General features: G+C 71.8%; 16 protein-coding genes. 10 read left to right on the forward strand and 6 right to left on the reverse strand.

Translation table 11 applies throughout. The features are described from left to right. Positions 1–7 precede the first annotated feature (7 nt). Positions 8–1,408: a DUF349 domain-containing protein gene (locus A3Q40_RS07215; protein ID WP_068105535.1), complete on the reverse strand. Its 1,401-nt coding sequence runs from the start codon at positions 1,406–1,408 to the stop codon at positions 8–10. Between the two features lie 130 nt (positions 1,409–1,538). Between A3Q40_RS07215 and A3Q40_RS07220 the strand changes: the two genes are divergently transcribed. From A3Q40_RS07220 to A3Q40_RS07245, 6 genes are all read left to right on the forward strand, one after another. Continuing rightward, on the forward strand, positions 1,539–2,252 hold the full coding sequence (locus A3Q40_RS07220) for a hypothetical protein (RefSeq protein ID WP_069972915.1): 714 nt from the start codon (positions 1,539–1,541) through the stop codon (positions 2,250–2,252). Beyond that, a complete protein-coding gene (gene miaA / locus A3Q40_RS07225; RefSeq protein WP_235606499.1) occupies positions 2,243–3,196 on the forward strand; it encodes a tRNA (adenosine(37)-N6)-dimethylallyltransferase MiaA in 954 nt (317 codons plus the stop codon). The genes A3Q40_RS07220 and miaA overlap by 10 nt, the downstream gene beginning before the upstream one ends. After that, a complete protein-coding gene (locus A3Q40_RS07230; RefSeq protein ID WP_068100807.1) occupies positions 3,193–4,047 on the forward strand; it encodes a TrmH family RNA methyltransferase in 855 nt (284 codons plus the stop codon). The genes miaA and A3Q40_RS07230 overlap by 4 nt, the downstream gene beginning before the upstream one ends. 8 nt (positions 4,048–4,055) lie before the next feature. Further along, on the forward strand, positions 4,056–4,946 hold the full coding sequence (dapF, locus tag A3Q40_RS07235; protein ID WP_068105550.1) for a diaminopimelate epimerase: 891 nt from the start codon (positions 4,056–4,058) through the stop codon (positions 4,944–4,946). Between the two features lie 80 nt (positions 4,947–5,026). Continuing rightward, a complete protein-coding gene (gene hflX, locus A3Q40_RS07240) occupies positions 5,027–6,484 on the forward strand; it encodes a GTPase HflX (RefSeq protein ID WP_068100809.1) in 1,458 nt (485 codons plus the stop codon). Further along, a complete protein-coding gene (locus A3Q40_RS07245; RefSeq protein WP_069972916.1) occupies positions 6,477–7,523 on the forward strand; it encodes a hypothetical protein in 1,047 nt (348 codons plus the stop codon). The genes hflX and A3Q40_RS07245 overlap by 8 nt, the downstream gene beginning before the upstream one ends. Before the next feature lie 77 nt (positions 7,524–7,600). Here A3Q40_RS07245 and A3Q40_RS07250 read toward each other — a convergent pair whose 3' ends face one another. The 4 genes from A3Q40_RS07250 to A3Q40_RS07265 are packed head-to-tail and all read right to left on the reverse strand — an operon-like array spanning position 7,601 to position 11,757. Next, a complete protein-coding gene (locus A3Q40_RS07250) occupies positions 7,601–7,858 on the reverse strand; it encodes an HPr family phosphocarrier protein (protein WP_068100811.1) in 258 nt (85 codons plus the stop codon). A 50-nt stretch (positions 7,859–7,908) separates the two neighbouring features. Continuing rightward, entirely contained in the window at positions 7,909–9,993 is a 2,085-nt protein-coding gene (locus A3Q40_RS07255) for a PTS fructose transporter subunit IIABC (protein WP_201132957.1), read from the reverse strand. A gap of 4 nt (positions 9,994–9,997) precedes the next feature. After that, the gene (locus A3Q40_RS07260; protein ID WP_068100813.1) at positions 9,998–10,993 is read right to left on the reverse strand and encodes a 1-phosphofructokinase family hexose kinase; all 996 of its coding nucleotides are present in this window, start codon (positions 10,991–10,993) and stop codon (positions 9,998–10,000) included. Next, positions 10,990–11,757, reverse strand: a complete 768-nt coding sequence (locus A3Q40_RS07265) for a DeoR/GlpR family DNA-binding transcription regulator (protein WP_068105554.1) — start codon at positions 11,755–11,757, stop codon at positions 10,990–10,992. The genes A3Q40_RS07260 and A3Q40_RS07265 overlap by 4 nt, the downstream gene beginning before the upstream one ends. A gap of 195 nt (positions 11,758–11,952) precedes the next feature. On the opposite strand from A3Q40_RS07265, the gene A3Q40_RS07270 reads away from it, so the two are divergent. From A3Q40_RS07270 to A3Q40_RS07285, 4 genes are all read left to right on the forward strand, one after another. After that, on the forward strand, positions 11,953–13,647 hold the full coding sequence (locus tag A3Q40_RS07270) for a putative PEP-binding protein (RefSeq protein ID WP_068100815.1): 1,695 nt from the start codon (positions 11,953–11,955) through the stop codon (positions 13,645–13,647). Between the two features lie 34 nt (positions 13,648–13,681). Then, the gene (locus tag A3Q40_RS07275; RefSeq protein WP_068100817.1) at positions 13,682–14,974 is read left to right on the forward strand and encodes a uracil-xanthine permease family protein; all 1,293 of its coding nucleotides are present in this window, start codon (positions 13,682–13,684) and stop codon (positions 14,972–14,974) included. Positions 14,975–15,040: 66 nt separating this feature from the next. After that, positions 15,041–15,457 carry a hypothetical protein gene (locus A3Q40_RS07280; protein ID WP_157889525.1) on the forward strand — a complete coding sequence of 139 codons (417 nt, stop codon included), beginning with the start codon at positions 15,041–15,043 and terminating at the stop codon, positions 15,455–15,457. 131 nt (positions 15,458–15,588) lie between these two features. After that, on the forward strand, positions 15,589–16,731 hold the full coding sequence (locus A3Q40_RS07285) for an acyl-CoA dehydrogenase family protein (protein ID WP_068100821.1): 1,143 nt from the start codon (positions 15,589–15,591) through the stop codon (positions 16,729–16,731). Between the two features lie 68 nt (positions 16,732–16,799). Here the strand turns inward: A3Q40_RS07285 and lexA are convergent, their stop codons facing one another. Continuing rightward, positions 16,800–17,519: a transcriptional repressor LexA gene (lexA, locus tag A3Q40_RS07290; RefSeq protein WP_068100823.1), complete on the reverse strand. Its 720-nt coding sequence runs from the start codon at positions 17,517–17,519 to the stop codon at positions 16,800–16,802. Positions 17,520–17,760 lie beyond the last annotated feature (241 nt).

Consider the following 17,760-nt stretch of genomic DNA (forward strand, 5'->3'; position numbering starts at 1 on the left):
CGTTCGATCAGCGCTCCTCGAGCGCGCCCTGAGCGGCATCCGCCCATTCACGCCACTGCTGCGCCTGCGCGCGGTACTTCTCGGCGTCCTTCGCCTTGCCGGCCGCGTCGGCCTTCCGTGCCTGGTCCTCGAACTGCTCCACGCGCTCACGGAACTGGGCGGCGCGGGCCATCGCCTCGGGGTCGGTGCGGCGCCACTCGGAGTCCGCCGCGTCGCGCACCCTCTTCTCGATCGCCCGCAGCTTGCCCTCGAGGTCGCCCATGCGCTCGCGCGGCACCTTGCCCGCGGCGTCCCACTTGTCCTGCAGCGTGCGCAGGGTGGCGCGAGCGCCCTCGAGATCGGCGGCCGGGTCGATGGACGGCCCGTACTGTTCGAGCAGCTGTTCCTTCGCGCGCGCGTTCTCCTCGAACTCCGCGTTCTGCTCGGACTGCGCGGCGTTGCGCGCCGCGAAGAACACGTCCTGCGCGCCCTTGAACTTCTGCCACAGAACGTCGTCGGCATCGCGGGGTGCGCGCCCGGCGGCCTTCCACTCCGTCAGCAGATCGCGGAAGACGTGCGCCGTCTCGACCCAGTCGGTGGAGGAGGACAGAGCCTCGGCGCGAGCGACCAGCTCCTCCTTGCGCACCTTCGCCGCTCCGCGTTCGCGGTCGAGATCGGCGAAGTGGGCACCGCGACGTCGGTTGAAGGCCTCGCGCGCCTTGGAGTAGCGCTTCCACAACGCGTCGTCCACCTTGCGATCGACGCCGCGGATGGTCTTCCACTCGTCGAGGATCGCGCGGAGTCGGTCGCCCGCCGCCTTCCACTGCGTCGATTCGGCGCCGATCTGTTCCGCCTCGGCCGCCAGGGCCTCCTTGCGCGCCGTCGCCTCCGATCGCTGTGCGTCGCGGGTACGACGATGCTCGGCGGCGACCTCGTCGGAATGGTCGATGACGGCGCGAAGCCGCGCCGCGAGAGAGTCGACGTCACCGATCACCGCTGCGGTCGGCAGCGTCTCCGCGAGCGCAACGGCGGCGGCCTTGGTCTTCTTGGCGTCCCCCGCGCCGGAATTGAGCCGAGCTTCGAGCAGGGCGACCTCCGTCGCGAGGTCGTCGTACCGACGTCCGAAGTGCGCGAGGCCTTCCGCGGCATCGCCGGCCTGCCACGAGCCGATCACGCGCTCGCCGTCGGCGGTTCGTACCCACGCGGTGCCGTCGTCGTCGACGCGGCCCCACTCGGACGGGTCGGTGACCACGGGAACGATCGCATGGGGATGGGAGTCGTGCGCGGCCTCGGCGGGTGCGGCGGCGGACGGAGCGGCGGACGGTCGGTGTCCGGGCACGGGGCCCGGGCGAGGGCCCGGACGGGGGCCGGGACGGGGAGCGGCGGTGCCGGTGGTGTCGGTGTCGCTGCTGCTCTCGCGGTCGGTCATGGTCGCTCCGTCTCTGCCGCGCGTCACGGCTGCCTGATCGTTGTCGAGCCCATTCAACCCCCTCCCGCCGCCCGCGACCATCGAAACCCGTGCGGCGAGCCCCCCGGGTGGTCTCGACTACCGTGGCGGCGTGCTGTCCGCCGTCGCCTTCGTTCCCTCGCCGCCGCTGCTGGTTCCGGAACTGATGGGCGCGGCGAGCGACGAGGTGACCGAGCTGCGGGACGCCGCGCTCGGCGTGGTGCGTGACCTGGCCGACCGCAGCGACGTCCTGCTCGCGGTGGGTGTCGACACGCACGCGGGACTGCTGCGCTCGGTGGTGGGGACGTACGCGGGCTGGGGCGCCGACGTGGTCGTACGGACCGCGCCGGACGCAGACGGCCCACCGGATCCTGCGCTCCCCCTGGCCGCGTCGACCGTCGGCTGGCTGCGGGAGCGGGCCGCGCCGGAGAGCGCCGTCGACGTGATGCTGGTCGCCGTCGACGCGGACGCCGGGCAGTGCGCGTCCGTCGCCCGGGACATCGGGGACCGACTGAGCGGGTCGGACCGGGTGGGCCTGCTCGTCGTCGCGGACGGCGCGACCACACTGACCGCCGGGGCGCCGGGAGCGTTCGACGACCGCGCCGAGGGCGTCCAACAGCGTGTCGACGACGCCCTCGCGGCTGTGGACAGCGCGGCGCTCCGATCGCTCGATCCGGCCCTGTGCGCCGAGCTGGGTGTCTCGGGACGCGCGGCCTGGCAGGTGGCGGCGGCGGTGGCCGACGCGTCGGGACGACGGTTCATTGGGCGGACGGCGTACCGCGCGGCGCCGTACGGCGTCGGCTACACGGTGGGGACGTGGACGTGACCGGCGCGTCGGTGCCCGTCGACGTGGCACGTCCGAATCCCGTCGCCGTCGTCGGTCCCACGGCCACGGGAAAGTCCGCGCTCGCGCTGGACCTGGCGGAGCGGTTCGGCGGCGACATCGTCAACGTCGACGCGATGCAGCAGTACCGCGGTATGGACATCGGGACGGCCAAGACCCCGGTGGACGAACGGCGGGGTATCCCGCACCACCGCCTCGACGTCCTGGACGTGACCGAGACGGCCACGGTCGCCGCGTACCAGGAGGCAGCGGTGGCGGAGATCGACGAGTTGCTCGCGTCGGGTCGGCGCCCGGTGATCGTCGGCGGCTCCATGATGTACGTGCAGGCTCTGCTGGACGACTGGCGGTTTCCGGCCACCGATCCGGACGTGCGGGCCCGCTGGGAGTCCCGATTGGCGGCCGACGGCGTCGCCGCGCTGCACGGCGAACTCGCGCGGCGCGATCCCGCCGCCGCCGAGTCGATCCTGCCGACGGACGGTCGACGCATCGTCCGCGCGCTCGAGGTGGTCGAGCTCACCGGTCAGCCCTTCGCCGCATCCGCCCCGACCATCGGGGATCCGCGATGGGGAACCGTCGTGCTCGGGATCGACCGCGACACCGACGAACTGGATGCCCGCATCGACGCCCGGACCGACGCGATGTTCGCCGAGGGGCTGGTCGAGGAGGTGACGGCGTTGATCGAGATCGGCCTTCGTGACGGGGTCACCGCCCGCCGCGCGATCGGCTACGCCCAGGTGCTGCAGTACCTGGACGGGGAGATCGACCGCGCGCGGGCGCGCGAACTGACCGCCGCCGGTACGCGGCGCTACGTCCGTCGTCAACGGTCGTGGTTCGCGCGGGACCCCCGTATCACCTGGCTGCGCGGGGAGGACCCCGACCTGCTCGGCCGGGCACTCGCCGCCGTCGCGGACGGAGAGCAGACGTGAGCCGCGTGCTGAGCCGGAACGCGCGGTTCCAGCAGTGGCAGTCGTACCTCACCACGCGCGCCAAACGGACCAAGGCCGGGTTGTTCGTCGTGCAGGGCGTACGGCCGGTGTCGATGGCGCTGGGCCGCGGCTGGCCCGTCGAGGCGGTCCTCGTCCGCAGCGAGGGTGCGTTGTCGACGTGGGCGGACGACGCCGTGGAGCAGGGTCGTCGGTCGGGTGCGGAGATCGTGTCCGTGGCACCGGAGCTCATGGCCGAGCTGGGGGAGCGTGCCGAGCAGCCGCCCGAGGTGCTCCTGGTCGCGCGCACGCGGCTGCTGGACCTCACCGACTGGACTCCCGACGCACCGGCGCCGGTGATCGTCGTCGTCGACCGGCCGTCGTCACCGGGCAATCTCGGGACGCTGATCCGGTCCGCCGACGCGTTCGGAGCATCCGCCGTCGTCGTGACCGGACACGCCGCGGACCCCTTCGACCCGGTGGCCGTACGGGCCACCACCGGATCGCTGTTCGGCATCCCCGTGGCCGCCGCGGCCGGGCCGACGGACGTGCTGGCCGTGGTCGAGCGGCTCCGCGCGGCCGGGACCGAGACCACCGTCGTCGGCACCGACGAGACCGGTGACCGCGTGATCGACGAGCACGATTTCCGGACGGGGACCGTGCTGGTCGTCGGCAACGAGACCCGCGGCATGTCCGCGGCCTGGCGGGAGGCGTGCGACGTCACCGTCTCCATCCCGATCGGGGGGACGGCCAGTTCGCTGGGCGCACCGTCCGCCGGGGCGGTGGGACTCTACGAGATCGCCCGTCAGCGTCGACCGGGTCTGCGTTCGGTCGTGGGAGACTCGTCGTCATGACCACCGGCATCGCCTTCGCGAAGGGCCACGGCACCGAGAACGACTTCGTCGTGCTGGAGGACCCCGACGCGCGGCTCGACCTCACCGAGGAGCGGGTGCGCACGCTGTGCGATCGCCGCGCGGGCCTCGGCGCGGACGGCGTGCTGCGCGTCGCCACCGCCGGCGCCCTGCGCGAGCGCGGGGTGCTGAGCGCACTGCCGGACGGGGTCGCCGCCGACGACTGGTTCATGGACTACCGCAACGCCGACGGGTCCGTCGCGGAGATGTGCGGCAACGGAGTCCGAGTGTTCGCGCACTACGTGCGCTCCGCCGGGCTGTCGGCCGCGGACCGCTTCGTCGTCGGATCGCGGGCCGGCGCCCGCCCGGTGATCGTGCACGACGTGGGCGACACCGACGCGCAGGTGACGGTCGACATGGGTCCCGTGCGCATCACCGAGGCGTCGTCCGCGGTGCTGGGTGGGCGCCGCTGGAGCGGAACGGGCATCGACGTCGGCAATCCGCACCTGGCGTGCGTGTCGACCGACCTCGACGCCGACGGACTGGCCGCCCTGGACCTGTCACGGGCGCCCGAGTACGACCACGCGGTGTTCCCGCACGGAGTGAACGTCGAGTTCGTCACCGCCGCGCGGGCGGATCGCGTCCACATGCGGGTGTTCGAACGCGGTGTCGGGGAGACCCGCTCCTGCGGGACCGGGACCGTCGCCGCGGCCGCCGCCGCCCTGCGAGCCGACGGGCGCACCGACGGCGAGTTGACCGTCACCGTGCCCGGCGGCGACGTCGTCGTCCGGGTCGCCGACGGCCGCGCGACGCTGCGCGGACCGTCGGTACTGCTCGCCTCGGGGACGGTGTCCGCCTCCTGGTGGGCCGGGCTCGAGTCCCGGGCGGCGCACGCGTCGTAGCGTGCCGGTGACCGGCGCCGTCCGTGTCACACCGAAATGCCCGTGCACACGGCGCTGCGTTCGTGGATCATGGACGACGTATGACGACAACGAATGCACAGCCCACGCGCAGCGAGACTCCACGCGCCGACGCGGACGAGGCACACGAGAACACCTGGTCCACCGGCGAGATGCAGCTCGAGGACCGGAGCGCACTCCGGCGCGTCGCCGGTCTGTCCACCGAGCTCACCGACATCACCGAGGTCGAGTACCGGCAGTTGCGCCTCGAGCGCGTCGTGCTGGTGGGGGTCTGGACCTCCGGATCCGCCGAGGAGGCGGAGTCCTCGATGACCGAACTCGCGGCGCTCGCCGAGACCGCGGGATCCGAGGTCCTCGAGGGCCTCGTCCAGCGGCGCGATCGGCCCGACGCGTCCACCTACATCGGCTCCGGCAAGGCGAAGGAACTGCGCGAGGTGGTGATCGCCACCGGTGCGGACACCGTCATCTGCGACGGTGAACTGACCCCGGCGCAGCTGACGGCGCTGGAGAAGATCGTCAAGGTCAAGGTGATCGACCGCACCGCCCTGATCCTCGACATCTTCGCCCAGCACGCCTCGTCCCGCGAGGGCAAGGCGCAGGTCGCCCTGGCCCAGATGGAGTACATGCTCCCGCGGCTGCGCGGCTGGGGCGAGTCGATGTCCCGGCAGGCCGGTGGCCGCGCCGGCAGCAACGGCGGTGTGGGTCTGCGTGGTCCCGGTGAGACGAAGATCGAGACCGATCGCCGTCGCATCCGCGAGCGGATGGCCAAGCTCCGCCGCGAGATTCGCGGCATGAAGCAGGCGCGCGACACCAAGCGCGAGCGGCGACTGCAGGGCAACGTGCCGTCCGTCGCGATCGTCGGATACACCAACGCCGGCAAGTCCAGCCTGCTCAACGCCCTGACCGGATCGGGCGTGCTGGTGCAGAACGCACTGTTCGCGACGCTGGATCCGACCACGCGCAAGGCCACGCTGGACGACGGCCGCGAGTGCGTGCTCACCGACACCGTCGGTTTCGTGCGTCACCTGCCGACGCAGCTGGTCGAGGCCTTCCGGTCGACGCTCGAGGAAGTGGTGGACGGCGACCTGCTCATGCACGTGGTCGACGGGTCCGACGCCCTGCCGATCGGGCAGATCGAAGCGGTTCGCGAGGTGATCGTCGAGGTGATCCGCGAACAGAACGCGGCCGCGCCCGAGGAACTGATCGTGGTCAACAAGATCGACGCCGCCGACCCGGTGACGCTCACGCAGCTGCGCGGTCTGTTGCCCGGCGCCGTCTTCGTCTCCGCGAAGACCGGCGAGGGCATCGACGAGCTGCGGACCCGCCTTGGGGAACTCGTGCGTCCGCCGGAGGTGTCCGTCAGCGTGCTGGTGCCCTACGACCGCGGAGACCTGGTGTCTCGCATCCACGCGGACGGTCGGATCGCGTCGACGTCGCACGAGTCGGGCGGCACGCGCATCGACGCGACGGTACCCACCGCGCTGGCGTCGCAGCTCGCTCGATACGCCCACAGTGCGTAGGGCGGCGCTGCCCGTCGCGGTCGCGGTGGGAGCCGCGGTGCTCGCGCCGGGCATCGCTGCTGCGCAGGGCGAGGCTGCGGCGCAGGGCGAGGTGTATTGCACGCCCACCGATCCCGGTCTGGCCGAGCTTTCCGGCCTCACCGTGATCGGGGAGACGGTATACGCCATCGGGGACAGCGGGGCGGACAACCGTGTGGCGCAATTGGATCCGTCCTGCGCCGTCACACGGTGGATCCCGAACCCCGTCGACCCCTACGACGTCGAGGATCTCGCGTCCGTCGACGGTCGGCTCGTCCTCGCCGACATCGGCGACAACGACCGTCGACGCGACACGGTGGGCCTGGTCCGCCTCGACCCCGAGACCGGGGCGGGCGACCTGGCGCGGCTGACGTACCCGGACGGGGCGCACGACGCCGAAGCGCTGCTGATCGGCGGCGACGGACGCCCGGTGATCGTCACGAAGGACGGTGCCGGCAGCGGCGTCTACACCACCGACGTCGCCGTGGCGGACCTGCCGACTCCCGGACCGACCGCGCTGCGGCGCGTGGCCGAGTTCGTTCCCGACGACACCGGAACCGCCGGTGGGCCGCCCTTGCTCGTCGGGTCGAGTCTGGTGACCGGCGGCGCCGTCACCGCGGACGGAACGCTCGCGGCGCTGCGGACCTACACCGACGTCTACCTGTGGTCGGTCCCGGACGGCGACGTCGCCGGTGCGCTGGGCCGGCCCGCGGACCGCGTGGTCGCCGCGCCCGCACGGCCCCAGGGCGAGGCCGCGGCGTTCACCGCCGACGGGGATCTGCTGCTGGCCTCCGAGCTGGGCCTCGATTCGGCGGCCCCGCTGCCGCCCGTCGACGTCCTGCGCGCGGCCGACATCGCACCGGACCGGACGTCGAATCCGGCGCCCGTGGCCGACACCGAGGAGGCCCCGGCCGAGCCGACGTCGTCGATTCTCGTGCCGCTCGTCGTGGCCGCGGCGTCGGTGCTGGTAATCGTCGGGGTCACCGCCCTGCTCGTCGTGCGCGTGTTCCGACGGCGCTGACCGGGCCCGGAACGCAGAAATCGGGTGCAGTAACCCACCGTGACGGTGGGTTACTGCACCCGATTCTTCTCGGACGGTCAGGCGTCGAGGTCGGAGGCGACCAGCGCCGCGATCTTGTCGACCGTGGCCTGATCGTCGGCGGTGACGGTGACCTCGGTGCCCTTGGTCGCGCCGAGGGTCATGATCATCAGCGCGGACCCGCCGTCCACGGGCTCGGCGTCCGCGACCTCGAGCGTGACGTCCACGCCGGAGTCGGCGACCGCTTCGGCGATCACGGCGGCGGGGCGGGCGTGCAGGCCGATGGCGGATCCGACGGCGACGGTGGTGCTGGGCATGAACTGCTCCTCGTGTGTCGTGCGTGTGGTGGGGTCGATCGTGTCAGGAATCAGGCTGCGACGGCGACGCGATCGTCGACCAGCTCGGAATCCTTCTTACCGGCGAACTGCTTGGCGGTGGTGACCAGCACGGCCGACACCACGGCACCGATGGCCAACGCGAGGAGGAACAGCAGGATGTTGTTCATCGCGAAGGCGACGAAGATGCCGCCGTGGGGGGCGCTGAGGGTGACCCCGAAGGCCATGATCAGCGCGCCGGTCACCGCACCACCGGCCATCATCGACGGGATGACGCGGAGCGGGTCGGTAGCCGCGAACGGGATGGCACCCTCGGAGATGAACGCCGATCCCAGCAGCCAGGCGGCCTTGCCGTTCTCGCGCTCGGCGGCGCTGTAGAGCTTCGGGCGCAGCACCGTCGAGGAGATGGCCATGGCCAGCGGGGGCACCATGCCGGCGGCCATGACCGCGGCCATGATGCGCAGCGACGCCTCGTTGTCGATGGCGAGGCCCGCGGTGGCGAAGGCGTAGGCGGCCTTGTTGACCGGGCCACCGAGGTCGAAGCACATCATCAGGCCGAGGATGATGCCGAGGATGATGACGGACGAGCCGGACAGGCCGTTGAGCCAGTTGGTGAGGCCGGAGGTGATGGCGGCCAGCGGACGGCCGAGCACCAGGAACATCAGGCCGCCGACCACGAGGGTCGCGCCGAGCGGGATGATGACGACGGGCATGAGGCCGCGCAGCCACGACGGCACGGAGATGCGGCTGATCCACAGGGCGACGAAGCCGGCGATGAGGCCGCCGACCAGACCGCCGATGAAGCCCGCGCCGACCAGGACGGCCACGGCACCGGCGGTGAAGCCGGGTGCGATGCCGGGTCGATCGGCGATGGCGAAGGCGATGTAGCCCGCCAGCGCCGGGACGAGGAACGAGAACGCCAGACTGCCGAGCTGGAACAGGACCGCGCCGAGGTAGGTCGCGAGACCCCCGTCCGGCAGGTTCTGCAGGCTGTTGTTCAGGACGACGTCCTCGGCGACCTCGGTGATCTGGTAGCCGCCGAGCAGGAAGCCGAGCGCGATGAGCAGACCGCCCGCCGCGACGAACGGGATCATGTAGCTCACGCCGGTCAGCAGGATCTGACGCAGGCGCGTGCCCCAGCCGAGGCCACCGGTGGACGCGGCGGCGCCCGCGGCGGGAGCGGAGCCCGACACGCGGGCCGCCGACGGATCGTCACCGGCACGCAGGGCCTCGGCGACCATCGTGTCGGGCTCGTTGATGGCGCGCTTGACGCCGGACTCGATCACCGGCTTGCCGGCGAAGCGCTCGCGGCCCTTGACGCCCACGTCGGTCGCGAAGATGACGGCGGTGGCCGAGGCGATCAGCTGCGGATCAAGGGCGGTGGAGCCCGACGAGCCCTGGGTCTCGACGTGCACGGTGACGCCGGCGCGGTCGCCGGCGTCCTTCAGCGAGTCGGCCGCCATGTAGGTGTGGGCGATACCCGTGGGGCACGCAGTGATGGCGACGATGTGCTTCGGCGCCGACGACGACGTCGCGGCGGCGGTGTCGGGGGTCTCGGACTTCGCCGTGCTCACCGGGGTGGAGGCTGCGGTGGCCGAGGCGGCGGACGCGGCGGTGGCCGTGGAGGTGCCGGCGGGCTTGGGGGCGAGCACGTCCTGGACGAGCGTCACCACCTCGGCCGGGGTGCGGGCCTCGCGCAGCGAGGTCACGAAGGCCGGCTTGACCAGCGCACGGGCGAGCGAGGAGAGCAGCTTCATGTGCTCGGCCCCGGCGCCCTCGGGGGCCGCGATGAGGAAGACCAGGTCGGCATCGCCGTCGGGGGCGCCGAAATCGACCTTCGGCGACACCCGGGCGAACCCGAGGGACGCGGTGGTGACCGCGGCCGATCGGCAGTGCGGGATGGCGATGCCGCCGGGCAGTCCGGTCGCCGACTGCGCCTCGCGTGCGAGGGCGGCGTCGAGCAACGCGGCGGAGTCGGTGGCTCGACCGGCGTCGGCGAGGACACCGGCCAGCCGCTCGATGACGGCGTTCTTGTCGGCACCGAGATCGGCGTCGAGAAGGATCAGATCCTCCGCGATGATGCCGGGTGCATCCGTGGTGGGAGTGGACATGTTCATTTCCTCAGGAGGTGTGTCGAGCGAGGGCGGACGAGCCGGGCAGGGAAAGCGATCGAACGGGAACGGCGTCGACGTGGACGTCGGTGGGAGTGGGGAGGCGGGTGCCGGGCAGAGCGGCGGCTGCCGATCCGTAGGCGACGGCCCGGGCGAGTCGCCCGGCACCGTCCGCACCGTCGAGGTCGGCCAGCACGTACCCGGCCAGGGACGAATCGCCCGCGCCGACGGTGCTGCGCGGGGTGATCGGGGGAGGGGTGGCGAACCAGGCGCCCGTCGCGGTGACCAGGACGGCACCGGAGGCGCCCAGGGTCGCGAGCACGGCGCCGACGCCGCGGTCGACGAGAATCCGGGCGGCCTCGACCGTGGGCATCGGATCGCCCTGTGCTGCAGCGTGTTCGAGGACCTCGCCGTCGCGTCCGGTGAGCTGTCCGAGCTCCTCGGCGTTCGGCTTGATCAGGTCCGGCGCGGTCCGCGGGAAGCCTGCCGCGAGTGCGAGCAGGGGAGCGTCCGAGGTGTCCACGGCGACGCGCGCCGACGTCTCGCGTACCGCCGCCACCAGGTCGCCGTACCACCCCGCGTCGACGCCGGGCGGGACCGAACCGGACAGCACGACCCACTGGGCGCGCTGCGCGAGTTCGCGCACCGAGGCGGTGAGACCGGCGACGGTCTCGGGGGCGAGCGCCGTGCCGGGCTCGTTGATCTTGGTGGTGGTGCCGTCGGGTTCGCTCACGGTGAGATTGGTGCGAGCGAGACCCGTCGTCGGGACGGCGTGGTAGCGCACGCCCAGGGCGCCGAGCGCCCCGAGCAGGGGGTCCGAGCCGGTTCCGGGCAGCACGGCGGTGCACGGCCGGCCGGCGGCGGTGAGGACGCGGGCGACGTTGACACCCTTGCCGCCGGGATCGGTGGTCGTGGTGGTGGCGCGATGGACGGCGCCGCGCTGGAGCGCCGCGTCGAGCGTGACGGTGCGGTCCATGCTGGGGTTGGCCGTCAGGGTGAGGATCATGCGACCACCACCTCCAATCCGTGTTGCTGCAGACGGGTGCAGTCGGCATCGGTGATGCCGTCGTCGGTGACCAGGACGTCGACGCCGTCGAGTGCGGCGAAGGACATGAAGTACTCGAGGCCGATCTTGGCGGAGTCCGCGACCACGACCACGCGGTCGGCGGCGGCGGCCATGGCGCGCTTGACCGCGGCTTCCTCGGTGTCCGGGGTGGACAGGCCGTGGGCGACGCTGAGGGCGTTGGTGCCGAGGAAGGCGACGTCGACGCGCAGGGTCGTGAAGGTGCGCACCGCGTCCTCACCGACCGTCGCCTGCGTGACGCCGCGGACGCGCCCGCCGGCGAGATGGAGCGACAGAGACGGCACCGTGGCGAGTCGCTGGGCGATGGGCAGGGAGTTGGTCACGACGGTGAGTTCGACGTCGACCGGGACCAGTGCGGCGAGGCGTCCGGTGGTGGTGCCGGCGTCGAGCGCCACGCTGCCGCCGGCGTCGGGAAGGAACCGGACGGCCGCGGCCGCGATGCGGTCCTTCTCCTGTGTCCGCGTGTGCTCGCGTTCGGCCAGGCCCTTCTCGACGGTCGCGATGGTGGTGACGGGAACGGCGCCGCCGTGGACCCGGCGCACGACGCCCATGCGATCGAGCGCAGCCAGATCGCGCCGCACGGTCTCGGTGGTCACGCCGAAGGTGTCCGCGAGGTCGGCGACGGATACGCGACCGCGCTGGCCGATGAGGCCCGCGATGGCGTTCTGCCGCTCTTCCGCGTACATGGTCGTGGTCACCTCCGCCCCTCCGATCCGTGGGTTTGTTGTTGGTTTATGTTGTTTTACGCCCGTCTCTGTTGACATGTCAAGAGGTTCGCGTAATCTCGATCACACCAGTCGCGAGCCGAGACGCGACGCACACACGTTTCGACGGTGTGCGTCCACGGCAACAGCACACAGACACACAGCAGGAGGAACGACATGACGGGATCCACCACCGTGACCGACTCGCGGACCGACGCGCGCACGCTCCACGGGACCCCCGTCGTTCCCGGTGTCGGGTACGGGCCCGTCGTCCGTCCCGCCCCGCGCCCCACCCGACCCGACGCTGCGCGCGAGATCGGCGAGGACTCTCGCGAATCCGAGGTCGAGCGTTTCCGTGCCGCGGCGAAGGCCGTCGGCGCTCGTCTGCAGGCCCGCGCGGCGCTCGCGACCGGGTCCGCGTCCGAGGTCCTCGCCGCCAACGCGGCCATGGCCGAGGACCGCGGCTGGCTCGGTGCCGGTGCCAAGGCGATCAAGGGCGGCGCCGACGCCGCCTATGCGGCCGTGGCCGCTACCGACCAGTTCGTCGCCATGTTCGCCAAGCTCGGCGGACGCATGGCCGAGCGCATCACCGACCTGATGGACATCTGCGACCGCGTGCTCGCCGAGCTCTCCGGCCTGCCCGAGCCCGGCGTTCCCACGCCCGCGCAGCCGTCCGTGCTGCTCGCCGAGGATCTCGCCCCCGCCGACACCGCCGGCCTCGACCCGACGCTCGTCGTCGCGTTGGCCACCTCGCTCGGCGGCCCCACCAGTCACACCGCGATCATCGCCCGTCAGCTGGGCATTCCGTGCGTCGTCGCCGTGGCCGGCCTCGACGACGTCGCTGCCGGCACCGCCGTCATGGTGGACGGCACCACCGGACTCCTCTCGGTCGATCCCGACGCCGAGGAGGCCCGCCGCGCCGTCGACGAGTCCGCCGCCCACCTCGCCCGCGTCGCCGAGTGGACGGGCCCGGGCCGGACGTCCGACGGCCACCACGTCGACATCCTCGCCAACGTGCAGGACGGTGCCGGTGCCCGCGCGGCCCGCACGACCGCCGCGGACGGGGTGGGTCTGTTCCGCACCGAGCTGAGCTTCCTCGACCGCGACGTCGAACCGACCGTCGCCGAGCAGGCCGACATCTACGGCGAGGTGCTCACCGCGTTCGAAGGCCACAAGGTCGTCGTCCGCACGCTCGACGCCGGATCCGACAAGCCACTGCGTTTCGCCACCCATCCCGACGAGGCCAACCCGGCGCTCGGCGTGCGCGGTATTCGCATCGCCGCCGCCGACCGCGGCATCCTGCATCGCCAGCTCGACGCCATCGCCGCCGCCGCCGAGGCCACGTCGTCGTCGCCGTGGGTGATGGCCCCCATGATCGCGACCGCCGACGAAGCGAAGGCCTTCGCCGCGGACGTGCGCGAGCGCGGTCTGACCCCCGGCGTGATGATCGAGGTCCCCGCGGCCGCGCTGCTCGCCGACCGCATCCTCGAGCACGTCGACTTCCTGTCGATCGGCACCAACGATCTCGCGCAGTACACGATGGCCGCCGACCGGATGTCCGCCGACCTCGCCGCCCTGACCGACCCGTGGCAGCCCGCGGTGCTCGCTCTCGTCGCCCGCGCCGCCGAGGCCGGAGCTGCCGCGGGCAAGCCGGTGGGCGTCTGCGGTGAGGCCGCCGCGGACCCGCTGCTCGCCTGCGTCCTGGTCGGGTTCGGCGTCACCAGCCTGTCGGCGGCGTCGGCCGCGGTGGCCGGAGTCGGTGCTCGGCTGGGGCAGGTCACGCTCGAACAGTGCCGCGAGGCCGCCCGCGCGGTCCTCGGCACCGCAGGACCCCTGGAGGCGCGGGAGGCGGCGTCGGCCGTCCTGGGCTGAGCCCGGGGGCCGGTCCGTGTCATCATGACGACTCGTGACCGCACCCCGCGCCTCGTCGCGCTCCCGCCTCGTCCCCCGGTGGACCCTGCACGGTGACGGCCGGAGCGTGGCCGCCGACGGTGTCGTCGCCCCCGACGAACGTCTGTCCTGGCCGCGCACCGTCGGCATCGGCATGCAGCACGTCGTCGCGATGTTCGGTGCGACGCTGCTCGTGCCGACCATCACCGGCTTCCCGGTCACCACGACGCTGTTCTTCTCCGGCCTCGGCACCGCGCTGTTCCTGCTGATCACGCGGGGCCGGGTACCGAGCTACCTCGGCTCGTCGTTCGCCTTCATCGCGCCGCTAGCCGCCACCGCGGGCGACGGTCCGGCGGCCCAGCTCGGTGCCGTGCTGGTCGTCGGTGTCGCTCTCGCCGCCGTCGGCGTGCTGGTCAAGGTGGCCGGGAGTCGTGCGCTCGACGCCGCCATGCCGCCCCTGCTCACCGGCGCCATCGTCGCGCTGATCGGACTCAATCTCGCCGGCACCGCCGTGACGTCCTACGAGTCGCAGCCGCTGGTCGCCACCGTCACCCTCGTGGCGATCCTGCTGGTCACCGTGGCCGTCCCCGGCTTGATCGGGAGGCTCGGCATCCTGGTCGGCGTCGTCGTCGGCTGGGTCTTCGGCGCACTGACCGGCGCGCTCGATCCGGCCCGGGTCGACGCGCTGCGGGAGGCCGCGTGGGTCGGCGTCCCGACCTTCACCGGGCCGTCGTTCCAGCTCTCCGCCGTGCTGGTCGCCCTGCCCGTCGTCGTGGTCCTGGTCGCCGAGAACGTCGGTCACGTCAAGGCGGTCGCCGCCATGACCGGCCGCTCCCTCGACGACGTCGCCGGCGATGCCCTCGTGGCCGACGGCGTCGCCACCGCGCTCGCCGGCGCCGGTGGCGGTTCGGGCACGACGACCTACGCCGAGAACATCGGCGTCATGGCCGCCACCCGCGTGTACTCGACGGCCGCCTACTGGGTCGCGGCCGCGACGGCGCTGGTCCTGGCCTTCTCGCCGAAGTTCGGTGCCCTGGTCTTCACTGTGCCCGGCGGCGTCATCGGCGGCGCGACCCTGGTGCTCTACGGGCTCATCGGGCTGCTCGGCGTGCGGATCTGGCAGGAGGCGAACGTCGACTTCACCCGGCCCGTCAACCTGATGGTCGCCGCGGCCGCGCTGGTCGCCGGGATCGGCGATCTGACGCTGACCATCGGGTCCGTCGAGCTCGGCGGCATCGTCTGGGGGTCGGTGGGGATCCTGGTGGGCTACCCGATCCTGCGCGCGTTGGCGGGGCGCACCGTCCGCTGAGTCGTGAGACCGTGAGGTATGGACTCGGAACGGATCGGTCTCTCCGGGCTCGACCCGATGCGTCCGGTGAGCGTCGCGCCCGAGGAATGGCCGTCGACGCCGGCGTGGAAATCCGCCCTGTCCGCCGTCGTCCCGGTCGCGATCGTCGGGCTCGCGTGGCTCGGTCCGACTGCGGTCGGACTGATCCTCGGGGTCGGGGCGATGGTCGTCGGCCTGATGCTGAGCGTCGTCGGGGCGCGTCGGGTGCTGCGGGAGAACGCCGGGCGGCGGGTGCCGTGGTGGCGTGAGCCACCGGTCAGGCGCCGCGATCGCGACCTGGTGCAGAGTGCGGCGGGGTCGTGTGCCGCCGTCGCCGCGGGCGGGCTCGTTCGGGCGACCGGGTCGTGGTGGTTCCTTCTCGCGGCGGCTCCGGTCGTCCTGCCCGACGTGGTCCTGCACGCCCGGCACAATCGAGCCGTCCGCCGCGAGAATCGTGTGCAGTAATCCGCGCTGGACGCCGATATCTGCACACGATCCGGTCGGCGGTGGTCACCGAACGCGCTCGCACAGGTCATCGACGCCCTTCGTGCTCCGACCTACCGTGAAGTGGTAACTCACGTCACACGAGGAGAGTCATGAAGCGCACGTTGTTCGAGCCCGAGCACGATCTGTTCCGCAGCTCGTACAAGAAGTTCCTCGAGCAGCACGTCGCACCGCATCACGCGGAGTGGGAAGAGCAGAACATCGTCGACCGCGGCGTGTGGGTCGAGGCCGGCAAGCAGGGCTTCCTGGGCATGGCCGTGCCGGAGGAGTACGGCGGCGGCGGCGTGAAGGACTTCCGCTACAACGCGATCGTCACCGAGGAGACCACGTTCGGCGGCTACAGCGGCATCGGGTTCACCCTGCACAACGACGTCGTCGCGCCCTACCTGATCGAGCTCACCAACGAGGAGCAGAAGCAGCGCTGGCTGCCCGGATTCTGCTCGGGCGAGCTCATCACCGCCATCGCGATGACCGAGCCCGGCACCGGCAGCGACCTGCAGGGCATCAAGACGCGCGCCGTCCGCGACGGTGACGACTGGGTGCTCAACGGCTCGAAGACGTTCATCACCAACGGCATCAACGCCGACCTGGTCCTCGTCGTGGCCTGCACCGATCCCGAGAAGGGCGCCCAGGGATTCAGCATCTTCGGCGTCGAGCGCGACATGCCCGGGTTCGAGCGGGGCCGCAACCTCGACAAGATCGGCATGAAGGCCCAGGACACGGCCGAGCTCAGCTTCACCGACGTCCGGGTGCCGGCGGCGAACATGCTGGGCGAGGAGGGGATGGGCTTCATCTACCTCATGCAGAACCTTCCGCAGGAGCGGCTGTCCATCGCCGTGGTCGCGGCCGCTGCCATCGAGCGCTCGATCGAGATGACGGTGCAGTACTGCAAGGACCGCAAGGCTTTCGGCAAGCCGATCGGGAAGTTCCAGAACACCCGGTTCGTCCTGGCCGAGTGCGCCACCGAGGCCACTGCTGTCCGCATCATGGTGGACAAGTACATCGAGCAGCTCAACGCGGGCGAGCTCACCGTGCAGGAAGCCGCTATGGCCAAGTGGTGGACCACGGAGAACCAGGTCAAGATCATCGACCGGTGCCTGCAGCTCCACGGTGGATACGGCTACATGAAGGAATACCCGATCGCCAAGGCGTACATGGACTCTCGCGTGCAGACCATCTACGGCGGCACCACGGAGATCATGAAGGAGATCATCGGGCGGGGCCTGGATCTCTGACCCTCGCGGACGAACGACGAGAGCCGGCACCGAGAACGGTGCCGGCTCTCGCCGTCGTCGGGGGACGATCAGAGCTTGCGCATCACGGTGACGACCTTGCCGAGGATCACGGCGTCGTTGCCGGGAATGGGTTCGAAGAGCGGGTTGTGGGGGAGCAGCCACACGTCGCCGCCGGTGCGCTTGAACGTCTTGACCGTGGCCTCGCCGTCGATCATGGCGGCGACGATGTCTCCGTTGTCCGCGACGTTCTGCTGCCGGACGACCACCCAGTCACCGTCGCAGATCGCCGCGTCGATCATGGACTCGCCGACCACCCGCAGCAAGAAGAGCGAACCGGAGCCGACCAGTTCGCGCGGGAGGGGGAACACCTCTTCGACGGCTTGCTCGGCCAGGATGGGACCGCCGGCTGCGATGCGCCCGAGAACCGGGACGAAGGTGGGCGCGGGCAGGGCGTCCGACTCGGCGCCGGCGTCGCGGGCGGCGGGCTCGACGGTGGGGGCGTCGCCCGTCGAGGCCACCTCGTCCGGCCGTCCGTTCTCGCCCGGCAGGCGGACGTCGACCGCGCGGGGCCGGTTCGGGTCGCGGCGCAGGAAGCCCTTCTTCTCGAGCGTCCGTAGTTGGTGCGCGACCGAGGAGGTCGAGGTCAGGCCCACGGCGTCGCCGATCTCGCGGATGCTCGGCGGGTAACCACGCTCGGTGACGGAGGCCCGGATGACCTCGAGAACGCGACGTTGCCGCTCGGTCAGGCCGGAATCGGTACTCGTGGCGGACGAGCTCTCGTCGGTCATGCTGTGAACCTCCATCGGTGGCCGGCCCGGGGCGGGCGGGTGCTGCTGGGCGCGCCGGACGGTGGTGCGGATGGGGCGTCTGGTGCCCCGGTGTCCGATGCGACGTCGTGAGTAGAAGTTAGACCGGATTCGATCGGTGATCAAACACCTGTTCGATCCGTGTCGCGATTTCGTGGACTGTGTCGGACCGCCCTGCTATACATCGAACATGCGTTCCTTCGAACGCGTGGTCGAACGGAAT

The sequence above is a fragment of the Rhodococcus sp. PBTS 1 genome (assembly GCF_001620025.1).
In the GTDB taxonomy this organism is placed as follows: Bacteria; Actinomycetota; Actinomycetes; order Mycobacteriales; family Mycobacteriaceae; genus Rhodococcoides; species Rhodococcoides kroppenstedtii.